Consider the following 16,148-nt stretch of genomic DNA (forward strand, 5'->3'; position numbering starts at 1 on the left):
TGCTTCAACCATTCATTTTGCTATGTGAAAGGATGATCGGTCATGTTATGGACGGAAGAAAAGCTTGCTGCACGTATTCGGGAGCTGGACCCGTTCCGCTACCGCGATGAGCGGGACGTTACCGCCATGCTGCGGCAGTTCGACACGGAGGGAAGGATCGCGGCCTATCCGCCGGAGGAAGGCGAATGGGAGCCTGTGCAGATTGGCGACCGTTGGACGGGGCGCGATCTGTACATGTGGCTGGCCTTTGAGGCGGATATTCCGGCCACTTGGGCGGGCAAAAAAATACTCGGCCGTTTCGATTTCGGCCGTACGGGCGGGGGCGGCAACAGCGGCTTCGAGTCGCTGCTGTTTTTGAACGGGGAGCCTTATCAGGGGGTAGATACGAATCACGGCGAAGTATTCCTCCCGCCGGACGCCGCTGGCACCACGGTGGGCTTCCGCTTCCGGCTGTGGTCCGGGCTGAACGGCTACGGGCCTGCCGCTCCGATCGAGCATCGGCTCCGTCTTGCGAAGCTGTGCTGGCTGGACGAAGCGGCCGACGATTTGTTTTACACCGCCCGTGCAGCGCTTCAAACCGTAGAACGGCTCGGCGAGCACCAGCCGGAACGCCACGAGCTGCTGTCGGCGCTCGACCGGGCTTTCCTGCTCATCGACTGGTCGTCTCCCGGTTCGGAGCCTTTCTATGCTTCGCTCGAAGCCGCGCGCGATCTTCTGCGGCAGCAGCTGGACGATATCTCCAAGCATCATCCGGTTACGGTCCGCTGCATCGGGCATACGCACATCGACGTCGCCTGGCTGTGGCGGCTGAAGCATACGCGCGAGAAAGTGGCGCGGTCGTTCTCCACCGTGCTCCGCCTGATGGAGCTGTACCCGGATTACGTCTTTTTGCAAACGCAGCCGCAGCTTTACGAGTACCTGCAAACCGACTACCCCGCTCTGTACGAGCAAATCCGCGAGCGGATCGCCGAAGGGCGCTGGGAAGCGGGCGGTGCGATGTGGCTCGAAGCGGACTGTAACCTGACGTCGGGCGAGTCGCTGGTGCGTCAACTGCTGTACGGCACGCGTTTTTTCCGGGAGCAGTTCGGCGTCGAATGCCGCTACCTGTGGCTGCCAGATGTGTTCGGCTACAGTTGGGCGCTGCCGCAAATTTTGAAGAAGTCCGGCATCGACATGTTCATGACGACGAAAATCAGTTGGAACCAGTACAACCGCATGCCGCACGACACGTTCCGGTGGCGGGGGATCGACGGCAGCGAGGTGCTGACCCATTTCATCACGACGCCGGACCCGGGTGGAAACGAAGGAGCCTTCTATTACACGTATAACGGCAGCATTACTCCCGACTCCGTGCAGGGGATCTGGGAAGGCTACCGTGACAAGGAGCTGAACCGACACCTGCTGCTGTCTTACGGCTATGGGGACGGTGGAGGCGGGGTGAACCGCGAAATGCTGGAGATGCGCCGCCGGCTGGAGTCGATGCCCGGGCTGCCGCATGTCACGACGGGACGGGTAGACGAATATTTCGCCGAGCTGCAGGAGCGAATGGCCGCCACCGACCGGTATGTCCACACTTGGGACGGGGAGCTGTACCTGGAGCTGCACCGGGGGACCTACACAAGTCAAGCCTACAACAAGCGGGCGAACCGGAAGCTGGAGCTGCTGTACCGCGAAACGGAGTGGCTGAGCGTGCTCACCGCGCTTCACGGAGCAGGCTGGTCAAGCTATCCGCAAAGCCGTCTGTACGAAGGCTGGAAAATTATTTTGCGCAACCAGTTCCACGACATCATCCCGGGCTCGTCGATTGGCGAAGTGTACGAGGACTGTCGTGAGGAATACGCCGAAGCGTTCGGCATCGGCTGCGATGCATGGATCCGGGCGGCGGAAGGATTGATCCCTGACGGAGCATCGGCAGCCGGGCATCCTTTGGAAGCGGTAAACGGAACGCTGGCGGCGGCTTTCGAATCGGTGTCCCCGGAATGCGCCGAGCAAGTCTCCGCTGAGCCTGGTGCACCGGATGTCCGCTATGTCACGCTGTTTAACGGGGCGTCATGGGAGCGGACCGATACCGTCCGCTTGACGGCTCGTCCCGGCATGGAGCAGGGCTGCTGGCGGGATGAACAGGGCCACGCGCTTGCGTCCCAGCGATCGGGCGGCGACTGGCTCGTAAATGCGGACGGTTTGCCGTCGATGGGTTACGCTGTCCTGCAGTTTGAAGCGGGAAGCGGCCGCAGCGAGGCCGAACCGGAAGCCGGAACCGGGCCGTTTCGGATCGGAACCCGAAGCCTCTCCACACCGTTCTATGACATCGAGTGGAACGAACAAGGCCAGCTGACGCGCCTTTTCGATAAGGCCGCAGAGCGCGAGGTGCTGGCTCAGGGGCAAGCGGGCAACGTGCTGCAAGTGTTCGAGGATAAGCCGAAGGGACGTCATGAGGCTTGGGACATCGATATTTTTTATCGGGAAAAAATGGAGACTATCATCGTCCTGACGCGGGCCGAGGTGACGGAAACCGGCCCCGTCCGGGCGGTCGTGCGCTTCGAATGGACGTACCGGAATTCGACCGTTGTACAGGACATGATTTTGTATGCGGCAAGCCGCCGGATTGACTTCGCAACGAACGTCGATTGGCACGAGCAGCGGAAGCTGCTCAAGGTCGCTTTTCCGGTCGATATCCGCGCTACCGAAGCGACCTACGACATTCAATTCGGGAACGTCAAGCGCCCGACGCATTGGAACACGAGCTGGGATTATGCGCGTTTTGAAACGGTCGGCCATCAGTGGGCCGATCTGTCCGAGCGCAATTACGGCGTCAGCCTGTTGAACGATTGCAAATACGGCTATGACATCAAGGATAACGTCATCCGCCTATCGCTGATCAAATCGGCGATGGTACCGGACCCGCGCGCCGATCAAGGGGAGCACCGGTTCACGTACGCGCTGCTGCCTCACGAAGGAGACTGGCACCAAGGCCGAATCGTGCAGGAGGCGTGGTCGCTGAACAATCCGGTGACCGCCGTATACGGCAAGCCGGAGCGGAGCGCCTTGTCGCTGCTTTCCTTGCCAGGCGACGCGTCCGGACACGTCATGATCGACGCGATCAAAAGGGCCGAAGACCGGGAAGCTGTCGTCGTGCGGCTGCATGAGTTCGGCGGAATCCGAGGCGAGGTGAAGCTGGCAAGCGATTTGCCAATCGAGGCTTGGCAGGAGCTGGACCTGATGGAACGCCCGGCAGGCGAAAGGCAGGATGGGAGCGCGGTCGCTTTTGCCATCAAGCCGTACGAGATCAAGACGCTGCTGTTGCAGATGAACGGCTGCTAAAAATGGAAAAAGGATAGAAGCGGCAGAAAAGAGTCTGCCGTTTTATCCTTTATTAGCTTATCCGAGTAAAATCCGGCGTCCGCTAGCCGCTTTACTTGGTAGGCTGCGGGTCGAGGCAGCCCGGGAACATGCCGGTGGAGATGGCAAGCCGGTTCCAGCTGTTGATCGTTACGATGGCCATGATCAGCGCGACATACTGTTTCTCGTCGAAATGCTCGCGTACCCGCTCGTACAAGCTTTGCGGCACTCCGCCGTCCGAGATCAGCGTCACGGCTTCCGTCAACTCAAGAGCTGCCCGTTCCGCTTCCGTGAAGAATGGCGATTCCCGCCAAACGCTAATGAGATGAATACGGCGTTCGTTGCCGCTCACTTTCAGCAGCGCCTCCGTATGCATATCCAGGCAAAAAGCGCAGCCATTTATTTGTGACGCCCGGATTTTGATCAGCTCGTAGAGCGTTTGGTCCAGCCCGCTGCTTGCGGCAAATTTCTCCAAGCCGAGCATCGTTTCATACGCTTTCGGGTTCACTTCGTAATGATTCATTCTTACTTTCATGGAAATCCGCTCCTTCGGTTTTGGTTTTTTGTTTGCTTACACTCCTAAGACGATATGGCGTTATTTTTTGTGACCGGATCATTTTCCGCTTGCCTCCTTCCCGCCGATTGCTTATAATACCTTTTAATTCCATACGCCAAATGCATTGACGGAGAAAAGTAAGCAGTGCTTCTTCACAGGGAGGGGACGCCGGAGATTGAGAGCGTGTCCGAAGAATCAGGCTGCCGAAGTTCGCTCCCGAGCAGTCCTTTGAAACCGCGCGGTCCATCCGACCCGTCGGCAAGTAGGAGGAACCGGTCCGAACGCAAGTTCCCGAACCGTTACGTTCAATGAAGGAGGAAGATGGCAGGCTGATCGGCCGGTCTTCCGGAACAAGGGTGGTACCACGGCTTTTTCATCCCTTACCGGGATGGGAAAGCCTTTTTTGCGTGGTCAAATTTATACAATCGAAGAGGAGGCTTATTCCATGAACAACGAGCAAAAAGAAACGATGATCCGCGCGTACATCCGGTATTACAATTCCTTTGATATGGACGGTATGGTATCGCTTTTGCACGAGGAGGTCCGGTTTCGCAACGTATCGAACGGTGAGGTGACGACGGAAACGGCGGGCGTCGAAGCGTTCAGGAATTTGGCAGAGCAATCGGCCGCTTTGTTCGAGAGCCGCTGTCAAAAGGTGCTGAGCTTCCGCTTTCACGAGGACCAGGTTGAAGTTGAGATTGACTACGAGGGTACGCTCGCTGCCGATCTTCCGGGCGGGCCGAAGGCGGGCGAGTTTATCAAATTACGGGGCTTCTCGCGGTTTGCTTTCAAAGACGGAAAAATCTCCGCCATTGAGGACCGTTCATAACTCTCACTGCCGTCTTACCTCTCGCATGAACATGCTGTGAACTCCGCCGTTTGCGCTTGCATTCGGCCGCCCGTTTGCATATAATACTTCTCATATACTGAATACTGCCAAATGCGTTGACGGAGAAAAGTAAGCAGTGCCTCTTGACAGGGAGGAGACGCCGGAGATTGAGAGCGTGTCCGAAGAACCAGGCTGCCGAAGTTCGCTCCCGAGCAGTCCTTTGAAACCGTGCGGTTCATCCGACCGTCGGCAAGTAGGAGGAACCGGTCCGAACGCAAGTTCCCGAACCGTTACGTTCAATGAAGGAAGAAGACGACAGATGGCTTAGCCGGTCTTCTGAACAAGGGTGGTACCACGGCTTTTTCGTCCCTTACCGGGATGGAAAAGCCTTTTTTGCGTTCGCGGACACGGCGCAGGCGGAAATCATACAAGGAGGGAATGCAGGCATGAAAGAACGATTGCTTACACTGAAGGAAGAAGCGCTGCGCGAGCTGGCCCAAGTGGAAAACCAGCAGCAGCTTGCCGACCTTCGGATCAAGTATTTGGGCAAAAAAGGCCCGCTGACGGAAATTTTGCGCGGGATGGGAGCTTTGAGCGCGGAGGAGCGTCCGGTCATCGGTCAGGTGGCTAACGAGGTTCGCGGCGCGATTGAGGAAGTTATCGAGGCGAAGCAGGCGGCGTACAACGAGGCGGAGACGAATGCCCGGCTTGCGGCGGAGCGGATCGACGTGACTTTGCCGGGACGTCCGGCGGCGCGCGGCGCAGTGCATCCGATCAGCAAAGTGATCGAGGAGATCGAAGACATTTTCATCGGGATGGGCTATACGGTAGCCGAAGGTCCCGAAGTGGAGCAGGATTACTACAACTTCGAAGCGCTCAACCTGCCGAAAAACCACCCGGCCCGCGACATGCAGGATTCGTTCTACATTACCGACGAAATCTTGATGCGCACGCACACGTCTCCGGTGCAGGTCCGCACGATGGAGAAAATGAAAGGCCATGTTCCGGTTAAAATCATCTGTCCGGGACGCGTATATCGCCGCGACGACGACGATGCGACGCATTCCCACATGTTCACGCAGATCGAAGGTCTCGTGATCGACAAGGGTATCCGCATGAGCGATTTGAAGGGGACGCTGCTTCAGTTCGTGCAGGAGCTGTTCGGGAAGCAGACACAAATACGGATGCGTCCGAGCTTCTTCCCGTTCACGGAGCCGAGCGCGGAGGTCGACGTCTCCTGCGCGATGTGCGGCGGCGAAGGCTGCCGGGTGTGCAAGCATACGGGCTGGCTCGAAATTCTCGGCTCCGGCATGGTGCATCCGCGCGTGCTGGAGATGGCGGGCTACGATCCGGAAGTATACAGCGGCTTTGCGTTCGGCCTCGGCGTCGAGCGGGTGGCTATGCTGAAGTATGACATTGAAGATATCCGGCATTTCTATACGAACGATCTGCGCTTCTTGAAGCAGTTCGTGCATTTGTAAGCGAGAGGAGCGTGGGCTAAATCATGAAAGTATCTTACCAATGGTTGTCGCAGTATGTGGATGTCAGCGGCTATTCGGCTGCCGAGTTGGCGGAGAAGCTAACCCGCAGCGGCATTGAAGTCGATATCGTGGAAAGCCGCAACAAAGGCGTGTCGCAGGTGGTTGTCGGCTTTGTCAAATCGCGCGAGAAACACCCCGACGCCGATAAGCTGAGCGTCTGTATCGTCGACGTAGGCCAAGGCGAGGATCTGCAAATCGTTTGTGGGGCCAAAAACGTAGCTGCAGGACAAAAGGTGCCCGTCGCCATCGTCGGCGCGAAGCTGCCGGACGGTCTCGTCATCAAGCGGGCGAAGCTGCGCGGCGTCGAGTCGCAAGGCATGATCTGCTCGGCCAAGGAGCTCGGCTTGAACGACAAGCTGCTGCCGAAGGAAATTCAAGAAGGCATTCTGGTGCTGCCGGAGGATACGCAGCTCGGCGCAAGCATTCTCGACGTCCTGGCCTTAAATGACGAAGTGATGGACTTCGACCTGACGCCGAACCGTTCCGATTGCCTCAGCATGTTGGGTGCAGCCTACGAGATCGGGGCGATTCTGGGCCGCGAGGTGAAACTGCCGGATGCAGAAGCGGGACTGAACGACAGCGCGGCAGCCGTCAAAGCGGCGGACCGGATTTCCGTGGAAATTTCGGCCAAAGAACAGTGCTCGCATTACGCAGCGCGTCTGATCGAAGGCGTAAAAATCGGCCCGTCGCCGCTTTGGCTGCAAAACCGCCTGATGGCTGCCGGTGTGCGTCCGATCAACAATATCGTGGATGTGACCAACTACGTCATGTTCGAATACGGCCAGCCGCTGCACGCTTTTGATGCGGATCAGTTGAACAACGGCCATATCGACGTGCGGCTTGCCCGTGAAGGCGAGAAGCTTGTGACGCTGGACGATGCGGATCGGACCTTGGAGCCGCATATGCTGCTGATTACCGACGGTGTGAAGCCGGTCGCGATAGCGGGCGTCATGGGCGGCGCGAACTCCGAAGTATCGGACGGCACGACGCGGATCCTGCTGGAGTCGGCCAACTTTGCCGGTTTCTCGGTCCGCAAAACGTCGCGTCAGCTCGGGCTTCGTTCGGAAGCGTCCCTGCGCTTCGAGAAGGAAGCGAATCCGGAAGCGGTCATTCCTGCGCTGAACCGTGCGGCGGCTCTTATCGCCGAGCTGACCGGCGGCCAAGTGGCTTCCGGCATCGTCGAAGCGGTAGCGGGAGAGCGCAAGCCGGTGCAAATCGAGTTGACCGTAAGCCGCATCAACGGGTATCTCGGCACGGAGCTGTCGGTTGAAGAAGTAAAGGCGATCTTCGAACGGTTGAATTTCACGGTCGAGCCGCTGGAGCAGGACGGACTGCTGGTGCATGTGCCGAGCCGCCGCGGCGATATTACCCGCGCCGTCGATCTGATCGAGGAAGTGGCCCGACTGCACGGCTACGACAACATTCCGACCACGCTGATGAACGTGGTCACGACGCCGGGCGCGCTTAACCGGGAGCAGGCGATCCGCCGCTTGACGCGGACGCTGCTGACGGGCAGCGGCCTGCACGAGGCGATTACGTACACGTTCACGCATCCCGAGCAAATCCGCCAGTACGCGGGCGCTTTCCCGGATGCTAAGCAGATTGCTCTGGCGATGCCGATGAGCGAAGACCGCAGTGTGCTGCGTACGAGCCTGATCCCGCATTTGCTCGATGTGGCGGTATATAACCGGAACCGGAATCAGGACGAGGTCGCCGTGTTCGAAATCGGCCGTGTGTTCGTTACCGGAGATGCGCAGCTGAGCCGTCTTCCGGAAGAAAAGCTGCAGCTTGCCATACTCATGACCGGCAAACGAAGCGAGCTGCATTGGACCGGCAAGCCGGCCGATGTCGACTTTTATGATTTGAAAGGCATTTTCGAAGGGGTAGTATCTTATCTTGGAATCGACAGCATCCGGTACGAGGCCGCCCAGCCGGAAGGCTTCCATCCGGGACGGACGGCGCGGATCGTTATCGAAACGCCGAGCGGCAGCCGGGCCATCGGAACGATCGGGCAGCTTCACCCGGCGCTTCAGCAGCAAAAGGACCTCGCGGACACGTATGTCCTCGAAGTAGAGCTGGATACGCTCGCGCAATTGGCAGGCGAGAGCTTTGCCTACCGTCCGCTGCCCCGTTTCCCGGCCATCGGCCGGGATATGGCGCTCGTTGTGGACCGCAGCGTTCCCGTTGACGCTCTGCTCGCGAAGGCGCGGGAAACCGCAGGCAGCTTGCTCGAATCGATCCAGGTGTTCGACATTTACACGGGCGAGCGGCTTGGCGCAGATAAGAAGAGCGTGGCCATCTCGCTGGTTTACCGCACTCTGGAGCGGACGTTGACGGACGAAGAGGTCAGCGAGCTGCACGGCCGTGTCGTAGCGGCTCTTGAGGCCGATTTTGGCGCCGAGCTCAGGAAATAATTCCCTTGTGTTTTGTCCGGCAAAAGTCTGAAAAAGACAGCAGGAAAAGCGATTCTCCGTATCGAAGTCTATAGGATACGGAGAATCTTTTTTTGTGTTTCGGAAAGGGGAGCAAGGCGCATGAGCGGTGAAGAGAAAGTTCGGATGACCGTCGATATTTATGGTACCCAGTACAAGCTGGTTTCGAAATCCAGCCCTTCCTATATAAAGCAAATGGCCGCTCTGGTGAACGATCAAATGCACAAGATCGCGGAGAGCAGCCCGCGGCTTGATTTGCCTAAAATCGCGGTGCTTGCGGCCGTCAATATGGCGGACGAATGGAGCCGGATGCGTCAGGATTTTGAGTCGGTATTGGAACGGCAGCGGCAGCTCGAGCATGCGAGCGAAGAGCTGGAACGTTTAAGCGAGCGGCATGCGCAGCTTCAGCAGGAGCTGGAGGCGGAGCGTGAACGGCTGGCCAAGCTCGAAGCGGAGCGCGGAGAGCAGCAGGCTTCGCGGGAGCGCGCCGAGACGGAAGCGGCAGCGCTGCGGGCCGAGCTGGAACCGCTGCGCGAGCGTTTGTCGACGCTCGATAGCGAGCTAGCCGAAAGCCGGGAACGGTTGAACGGCCAGTTGGAGCTGAGCGGCGAGCTGGAGCGCAAGCTGGCCGAGACGCTGGAGCGGGCACGCGAGTTCGAGGGGCGCTGCGCAGCCGAAGCGCAGGAAGCGGAGCGCCGCGGACAGCGGATCCGCGAGCTGGAGCAGGCGAAGCAGGAGCTTGAGCGCCGGGCGGCCGAGCAGGCCAAGGAGCGGGATGGTCTGCAGGCGAAGATCGCTTCGCAGGAAGCGCAGCTGAGCAAGCAGGCGGAAGCGGAGCGTCAGACGCAGGAGCGGCTGACGGCGCAGGAAAAGCGCGCGCGCGAGCTGGAGCAGCAACTGCAGGCGACCGAGCAGGCGCGCGGCGAGGCGGCAAAGCGGCTTGCGGAGCGGGAACAGCAGTACGCCGAGCTGAGCGACCAGCTCGACGGGCTGCAGGAGCAGCTTTCCGGCCAGCAGCAGGAGATCGAGCTGCAGGTGGCGCTTTATAATGAGCTGCAGGAGCTGAGCGAAGCGAAGGAACGCGAGCTTCGGGAGCAAGCGGCCGTGGCAGAGGCGAAGCTGGCGGATCAGGCGCGCGAAGCGGAAGCGCAGGCAGCAGCGGCTAAAGCGCAACAAGCGGAGCTGGAGCGGCAGCTCGCAGCCGAGCGGGAGCGCAGCTGCGAGGAAGCAGCCGCGGCAGAGGCGCTGCTGGCGGAGCAGGCGCGCGAAGCGGAGGCGCAGGCGGCAGCGGCGAAAGCGCAGCAAGCGGAGCTGGAGCGGCAGCTCGCAGCCGAGCGGGAGCGCAGCCGCGAGGAGGCAGCCGCGGCGGAGACGCTGCTGGCGGAGCAGGCGCGCGAAGCGGGGGCGAAAGCGGCCGCGGCAGCAGCGCAGCAAGCGGAGCTGGAGCGGCAGCTTGCGGCCGAGCGGGAGCGCAGCCGCGCAGAGGCAGCCGCGGCAGAGACGCTGCTGGCGGAGCAGGCGCGCGAAGCGGAAGCGCAAGCGGCAGCGGCGAAAGCGCAGCAAGCGGAGCTGGAGCGGCAGCTCGCGGCCGAGCGTGAGCGCAGCCGCGAGGAGGCAGCCGCGGCGGAGACGCTGCTGGCGGAGCAGGCGCGCGAAGCGGAGGCGCAAGCGGCAGCGGCTAAAGCGCAGCAAGCGGAGCTGGAGCGGCAGCTTGCGGCCGAGCTTGAGCGCAGCCGCGAGGAGGCAGCCGCGGCGGAGACGCTGCTTGCGGAGCAGGCGCGCGAAGCGGGGGCGAAAGCGGCCGCGGCAGCAGCGCAGCAAGCGGAGCTGGAGCGGCAGCTCGCAGCCGAGCGGGAGCGCAGCCGCGCAGAGGCAGCCGCGGCAGAGACGCTGCTGGTGGAGCAGGCGCGCGAAGCGGAGGCGAAAGCGGCCGCGGCAGCAGCGCAGCAAGCGGAGCTGGAGCGGCAGCTCGCGGCCGAGCGGGAGCGCAGCCGCGAGGAGGCAGCCGCGGCAGAGACGCTGCTGGCGGAGCAGGCGCGCGAAGCGGAGGCGCAGGCGGCCGCGGCAGCAGCGCAGCGAGCGGAGCTGGAGCGGCAGCTCGCAGCCGAGCGGGAGCGCAGCCGCGAGGCAGTAGTCGCGGCAAAGGCGATGCTTGCGGAGCAGATGCGTGAAGCGGAAGCGAGCTACGCCGGGCATGCGGCGGAGCTTGAGCAGCGGCGCGCCGCCGAGAGCGCGGAGCTGATGGAGCAGAAGCGCCGCCTCGAGGTGCAGCTTGGCGAGCAGCTGGAGAAGACGCGCGAGCAGCTGCAGCGCGGCGACGGCCTGCTGGCGGAGCTGGAAGCCCTGCGCGGAAAGCAGCGCGAGCAGGAAGATGAGCTTACGCTGCAGCAGGAGCTGTACAACGAGCTCGAAGGCGAGCTGGCCGCTTTGCGGGAGCGCAGCGGCGCTCAAAAAGCGGAGCTGCAGGGCAAGCTGGAGACGCTGGAGCGGAAGCGCGCTGCAGAGCTTGCCGAAGCAGAGCTGCGCCAGACGGAGCTGAAGGCGCGGGCAGCCGAGAGCGATGCACGGCTGGCAGCCCGCGAAGAAGAGCAGCGGCGGCAGCTGGAAGCGCTGGAGCGGAGGCGGGAAAGCGAGCTTGCCGAAGCGAAGCAGCGGTTCGACGAAGAAGCGGCTGCCTTGGCGGCACGCATCGCGCAGCTCGGACAGCAGCTTAGCGAGCGGGAGGCCGAGCTGGCGCGTGAGCTTGCCGAACGGGAGCAGCGCAGCGAGACGCAGGCGGCGCAGGCCGATGAGCTGCGGGCTAAGCTCCGTGAGCAGGAGGAAGAGATTGGCCTGCATCAGGAGCTCTATGACGAGCTGCAAGGGCAGCATGACGAGCTGGCGCGGCGTTTGGCCGAGCAAGCAGCGGGTCTGCGCGAAGCGGCGGCTGCGCAGGAGGCGCGTCACGAGGAGTTCCAGCGCCTTCTCGGCGAGCGTGAACGCGAGCTTGCGGAACTGCGTCAGGAACGCGAAGCGGCCGGAGAGCTGAGCCGTGCCCTGCAGGAGCAGTGTGCCGCGCTAGAAGATCGGCAGCAAACGGCGCAGAGCGAGCGGGAGACGTTAGAGCAGCGGTTGGCTGCGCAGGAAGCGAGAATCGCCGAGCTGACCGAGCAAGCGGCGCAGGGAGCTCAGCTGAGGATCGAGCTGGCGGAGCAAAAGGACGAGCTAGAGCTTCAGGTCGAGCTGTACAATGAGCTTCAAGAGCAGCTAACCGAGCAGCTAAAACAACACAAAGTGCTGCAGGCCGAATACGGGCAGCATCAGGAGAAGGCGGAGCAAGTATTCGAGGAATTGCAGAACTTGAAATCCGAGTACGAGAAGCTCCAGATCGAATATAACGAATGGATCGAGCTCGTGGAGAAGGAATAGCGAATGAACGGATTGGATTACACCGTTCTGGCGGTGCTCGCCGTCGGAACGGTTCTAGGGTTCGCGCGCGGCTTTATCGGCCAACTCGTATCGGTCGTCGGTCTCGTCGCCGCGTATTTGATCGCTTTTTTCTTTTATGACGACGTGGCGCCGCTGGTGGGCAGTACGCTTGCGCTATCCGGGCATGAAACGTACCAGAAGTATGAATTTTTAGCCAAAGGCTTGAAGCTGGACAATTACGTTTATAATGCGTTGGCCTTTGCCATTTTGTTCTTCGGGGTCAAAATCGCGTTCAGTATCGGCGGGCGGCTGCTGAACTGGCTGGCGGCCGCGCCGGGACTCAAGCAGGTCAATCAATGGAGCGGCGCGGTGCTCGGCTTTGCGGAAGCGGCGGTCATCGCGGTGATCGCCGTCCATGTCATGACCGTCATCCCGAATGACGGCGCGCAAAATCAGCTCAAAAACTCCATGCTGACACCGTACGTTCTGGAGCATACCCCGATTTTGACCGATAAGCTGCAAGAGCTCTGGAACAACCGAAGCGGCCGGGTCAAAGCGGGGGAATCCTGAAACCGCAGAATGGAATAACTGAAAAAAGGGCTTGCTTCACGCTTGGAATAAACCAAGCCGCGGAGCAGGCCTTTTTTATATTTTAAATAAAAAACGGCCCCGCCCGTCCTGCAGGACAAACGAAGCCGCTTTGGGATTATTCGCCGCTATATTAGGCTGTTCTTATTCCACGATAAGCGTGGATTTCATCGTAGCATGGCCTTGGCCACAAGGAAGCGAGCAGACGATATCGTAGGTGCCGGCCTTGTCGATTTTTACCGTTTTGGTCTTGTTGTTGTTGTCCAAACCGACGTTTACGCCGCTGATTTGCACGGCATGCATGCCTTGCTTGTTTTCCAGCGAAAATGTAACGTCCTCGCCTTTTTTCACTTTATATTCTTTCTGATCGAACTGGAAGTTCGTTGCCACCAATTTTACCTGCTGAGCCGCCGCATTGCCGTTGGCCGACTCCGAAGCTTTCGGGGTTTCTTTCGCTCCGCACGCAGACAAGGCGAAAATCATCCCGACTGCTGCCACACTGACGATCCATTTTTTCATCCGGTAAGTCCCCTTTCAAAACCATCGTGGAATATTTTTCTTACCCCATGATACAGCAACCGCTGGCCTTATGGCTGTGTCGGAGCGGTGACAACAATATGAAAACATCGTGTCATTCCCTGTCGACTCTACCTTGGTTGAGAGCTCAGTTCCCGGATCAGTCCGGCAAGCTTCCGAAGGCCAAAATTCAGGCGTTCCGCCGATTCGAAGGAATAAGAGAGCCGGATGTAGGGGCCGCCGAGCGAGTCGTACACCGTTCCGGGGTTGAACAAGATGCCCTCCTGGAGCGCACGTGTAAACAGCGCATTCATGGAGACCGGAGGCACGATCCGCAGCCATATGTAAAAGCCGCCGGCGGGTACATTCCATACCGCAAGCCCCGACAAATGCTTCTGCAGCATGTCCAACACATCGTCGCGTCTTTGTCTTAATACCGTACGTACCCGGCTTAAATGCTCTTCATGAAAGGCGCGTTCGAACCATTCCGTCAGCGCCCATTGGGAAAGCGAGCTTGACCCGTAATCGGTCTGCATTTTGAGATCCGCAAGCCGCCGGATAACCGGCTCCGGTCCGACGATCCAGCCCGTGCGCAGACCCGGGCCGACCGTCTTGGAGACGCTTCCCAAGTAAAGGACGAGCCCGCTCGGATCGCGCGCTTTTAAGGGCGGAGGCGGTGGGGCGTCCAGCCATAGCTCGCGATAGACTTCATCCTCGATCACCGGCAGCTGCAGCCGCTCGCATTCCCGCAGCAGCTCGACACGCCGCCGCTCCGACATGACGATGCCCGTCGGGTTGTGGAAGGACGGAATCGTATACAGCATCCGGTTCGGCTGGGGCTTCAGTTCGGTCAAACCGCGAATGCGAATGCCCTCCGAATCCATCTCCAGCCCCGCTAACCTGACCCCGGCGGAGTGAAATACATGCAGGGAATGCAGGTAGGAGGGGCTCTCCGTGATCATGGTGGCTCCCGGTTTGACGAGCCCGAGGGAAATAAGCTGCAGGGCTTGCAGCGCTCCCGAGACGATCAGAATGGAGGCCGGAGAAGCAAGGATACCGAGCGCTTGCAGGTGGCGGCTTAGCTGCTCCCGCAGCGGCAGCAACCCGCGCGGCTCTTCGTAACCGAGCGTGTGAATGCGGGAGGCAAGACGTCCGAACACCTCCCCGAGCAGCGGCTGCGGATACAGCGACGGAGACGGCTCTCCCGTGCTTAAACGGATCATCCCGGCTTGAAATTCCGTCTCATTGATCATTTGGATGGTCGGCAGATTCGGCCGGTGCCAGCCGGCCTGGACATATGAATCCCAGTCGGGCGGGGTGCGGGAGGTCAGCAAGGACCACGGATTGTTCACCACTTTCGTGCCGCGGCGGCCGTCACCTTCAAGCAGCCCGTCGGCGATTAGCTCCTGAAGCGCCGTAACGACTGTGGACCGGTTGACGCTGAGCGCCTCGGCCAATTGTCGCTGCGTCGGGATGCGGCTGCCGACCGGCCACTCGCCGTTTTCGATTTTGCGTTTCATATAGGTTTTGATTTGCAAATAGAGCGGCAGCGGCGAATTATCGTCCGGCTGCCAGTCGATGCGGTACATAAGCGGCCATCCCTCCGTACGAAGTCGGTTACTCCGATTGTAACAAAGATTGTTTTGGTTGGGTACTCTACCAACCGTTTGGTTGAAGACTTTTCCGCCGGGGGAGGTATGATGGATGAAGACCGGATTTATTCAGATAGTTTCAGGAGGAGAGAGCATGCAAGCGGTACTGCACGGATTTGTTTTAGCATTAGGATTGATTCTCCCATTGGGGGTACAAAACCTGTTTATTTTCCAGCAGGGGGTTGTTCAGCGGAGGTTCGTCCTTGCGCTGTCCGCTTCGGTCACAGCGGCTCTGTGCGACACGATACTGATTTTGGCCGCCGTTTTAGGGGTTTCCGTCGTTATTTTGGCGTTTGCCTGGGTCAAGACGGTATTGCTCATCGCGGGCGCCGCATTTTTGCTCTACTTGGGCTGGAACGCCTGGAAAGCCGCATCGGCTTCGGGACCGTCCGTTCAAAGCTCGCCCGAATCGTTCCGGATTTCGAAGCAAATCGCCTTTACCGTCTCGATTTCTCTGTTTAACCCTCATGCGATTCTCGATACCGTCGGCGTGATCGGAACGAGCTCACTGAACTATACGGGAGCAGACAAAGTCGGGTTTACCGCAGCGGCGATCGTCGTATCGTGGCTGTGGTTTATCGGGATGGCCGGCGTCGGGCGGATCACCGGAAAGCTGGATGCTTCCGGGCGGTTCCATGCTTGGTTGAACCGGACATCGGCTCTGATGATGTGGGGGACGGCAAGTTATTTGATTTACTCGTTATTTGTATGACTATTTTCCGTGAAAATGAAGAAATCGGCCGCAGACGCTCTTGCCTGCGGCCGACTCGCTTACTTGGCGTTCTCACGACCGGAACGGCCTTGCTCAAACGGCGTTTTCACCGGAATGAACAGGTCGATGATTCCGATAACCAAGGCAGCCAGGATTGCACCGATAATGCTTGTCGATACGCCGCTCACGATAAACTGGGCGAGCCAAATGACCAGCGCGCTTGTTAAAAAACCGACAATCCCCCGGCCGAACGGAGTGATCCTTCTTCCAAAGATTCCTTCGATTACCCATGCCGCGATCGCGATAACCAACGCCAGGAAAAAGGCGCTCCAGAAGCCTCCGACCTTAAAGCCGGGAACGATCCAGCTGACAATCAGCAGCATTAAGGCGGAAACGATAAACCTGACGAGATGTCCAAGCAAGTGCATCGTGCAGTTCCTCCTTCGTGTCTTTGCGGTATTCGTCAAACGCTTTCGGTGCACCTTATAGGTTTTCCCAAGTCTTTGGCTTTATGAATGGCAATCCTTAGCGGAAATTCATTAGCTTTACTACCCGGACTTGGATATAATAACAAT

At 59.7% G+C, this 16,148-nt stretch carries 11 protein-coding genes; 7 read left to right on the forward strand and 4 right to left on the reverse strand.

Annotated elements, in window-relative coordinates:
- The first annotated feature begins 42 nt into the window (after positions 1–42).
- Complete coding sequence (locus tag NI000_RS28325) at positions 43–3,321, forward strand: alpha-mannosidase (protein WP_253414712.1); 3,279 nt, start codon at positions 43–45, stop codon at positions 3,319–3,321.
- Positions 3,322–3,412: 91 nt separating this feature from the next.
- Here the strand turns inward: NI000_RS28325 and NI000_RS28330 are convergent, their stop codons facing one another.
- A complete protein-coding gene (locus NI000_RS28330; protein WP_253414713.1) occupies positions 3,413–3,874 on the reverse strand; it encodes a carboxymuconolactone decarboxylase family protein in 462 nt (153 codons plus the stop codon).
- A 466-nt stretch (positions 3,875–4,340) separates the two neighbouring features.
- Between NI000_RS28330 and NI000_RS28335 the strand changes: the two genes are divergently transcribed.
- From NI000_RS28335 to NI000_RS28355, 5 genes are all read left to right on the forward strand, one after another.
- Complete coding sequence (locus NI000_RS28335) at positions 4,341–4,724, forward strand: nuclear transport factor 2 family protein (protein WP_253414714.1); 384 nt, start codon at positions 4,341–4,343, stop codon at positions 4,722–4,724.
- A 446-nt stretch (positions 4,725–5,170) separates the two neighbouring features.
- Positions 5,171–6,205: a phenylalanine--tRNA ligase subunit alpha gene (pheS, locus tag NI000_RS28340; RefSeq protein ID WP_253414753.1), complete on the forward strand. Its 1,035-nt coding sequence runs from the start codon at positions 5,171–5,173 to the stop codon at positions 6,203–6,205.
- Positions 6,206–6,228: 23 nt separating this feature from the next.
- Positions 6,229–8,679 carry a phenylalanine--tRNA ligase subunit beta gene (gene pheT, locus NI000_RS28345; protein WP_253414715.1) on the forward strand — a complete coding sequence of 817 codons (2,451 nt, stop codon included), beginning with the start codon at positions 6,229–6,231 and terminating at the stop codon, positions 8,677–8,679.
- A gap of 120 nt (positions 8,680–8,799) precedes the next feature.
- Entirely contained in the window at positions 8,800–12,105 is a 3,306-nt protein-coding gene (locus tag NI000_RS28350) for a hypothetical protein (protein ID WP_253414716.1), read from the forward strand.
- Positions 12,106–12,108: 3 nt separating this feature from the next.
- Positions 12,109–12,675 (forward strand): CvpA family protein, encoded by a 567-nt coding sequence (locus NI000_RS28355; protein ID WP_253414717.1) that lies wholly within the window; start codon positions 12,109–12,111, stop codon positions 12,673–12,675.
- 162 nt (positions 12,676–12,837) lie between these two features.
- Here the strand turns inward: NI000_RS28355 and NI000_RS28360 are convergent, their stop codons facing one another.
- Positions 12,838–13,212 (reverse strand): cupredoxin domain-containing protein, encoded by a 375-nt coding sequence (locus NI000_RS28360; RefSeq protein WP_253414718.1) that lies wholly within the window; start codon positions 13,210–13,212, stop codon positions 12,838–12,840.
- A 128-nt stretch (positions 13,213–13,340) separates the two neighbouring features.
- Positions 13,341–14,798: an aminotransferase-like domain-containing protein gene (locus tag NI000_RS28365; protein ID WP_253414719.1), complete on the reverse strand. Its 1,458-nt coding sequence runs from the start codon at positions 14,796–14,798 to the stop codon at positions 13,341–13,343.
- A gap of 157 nt (positions 14,799–14,955) precedes the next feature.
- On the opposite strand from NI000_RS28365, the gene NI000_RS28370 reads away from it, so the two are divergent.
- Entirely contained in the window at positions 14,956–15,573 is a 618-nt protein-coding gene (locus tag NI000_RS28370; protein ID WP_253414720.1) for a LysE/ArgO family amino acid transporter, read from the forward strand.
- A gap of 59 nt (positions 15,574–15,632) precedes the next feature.
- Here NI000_RS28370 and NI000_RS28375 read toward each other — a convergent pair whose 3' ends face one another.
- Entirely contained in the window at positions 15,633–16,001 is a 369-nt protein-coding gene (locus NI000_RS28375) for a phage holin family protein (RefSeq protein ID WP_253414721.1), read from the reverse strand.
- Positions 16,002–16,148 lie beyond the last annotated feature (147 nt).

Source organism: Paenibacillus tyrphae (assembly GCF_024158745.1).
Taxonomy (GTDB): Bacteria; Bacillota; Bacilli; order Paenibacillales; family NBRC-103111; genus Paenibacillus_G; species Paenibacillus_G tyrfis_A.